Origin of the sequence: Methylobacterium sp. WL18, from assembly GCF_008040015.1 — a bacterium.
Taxonomy (GTDB): domain Bacteria; phylum Pseudomonadota; class Alphaproteobacteria; order Rhizobiales; family Beijerinckiaceae; genus Methylobacterium; species Methylobacterium mesophilicum.
The window spans coordinates 1-608 of sequence record NZ_VRVD01001231.1 but is presented as its reverse complement, the minus strand read 5'-3'; the positions used below and the strand labels follow the sequence as shown (position 1 = coordinate 608).

1 pseudogene is annotated in these 608 nt (G+C 73.7%); it reads left to right on the top strand.

The features are described from left to right. Positions 1 to 452 (top strand): annotated as a pseudogene (locus FV228_RS32015) (hypothetical protein); the annotation flags it as partial. Between the last annotated feature and the right edge of the window lie 156 nt (positions 453 to 608).

Sequence of the window (608 nt, the reverse complement as noted above, 5' to 3'; positions counted from 1 at the left end):
CCGTGGCGCCGGCTTCGGCCGCCTCAGGGGAGCGGGCCGCCGTGGCCCGGGCCCTGGCGGCGAACTACCTCGCCACCGTCTCAAGCTCGGGCGACACGATGGTCGGCGCCGCACCGCATTTCTACGGGTCGCAGGTTCGCTTCTACGGGCATCCGGTCACCCTGGCGGGGCTGGTGGCCGAGAAGCGCAGCTTCGTGCAGCGCTGGCCCGAGCGGCGCTACGAGCCGCGGACCATCCGCACCGCCTGCGATTCCGAGACCTGCACGATCCGCACGATCGTGGATTTCCGCACCGCGAACCCCGATCGCGGCGCCGTCTCCACCGGGGCGGCCGAGCTGGTCCTGGAGGTGAGCTTCGCGGGCACGCGCCCGGTGATCGTCGGCGAGACCGGACGGGTCCTGCACCGGAGCGTCCAGGCCGGCACCCTGGCCCCCTCGCCCGGCAAGGCGTAAAGCGGCTTCCGTGCGGCGCGCGGTGATGCCGGGATCGGGTTTATGACGTCTTCAACGGTGGTGGCGGAACAGGAATCGGGGCCGGCGCGTCCGGCGCTCGACGATCCGGAGCGCGCCGCCCTCCGCGAGGCGATCCGGGCGGCGATCGCCCGGGCG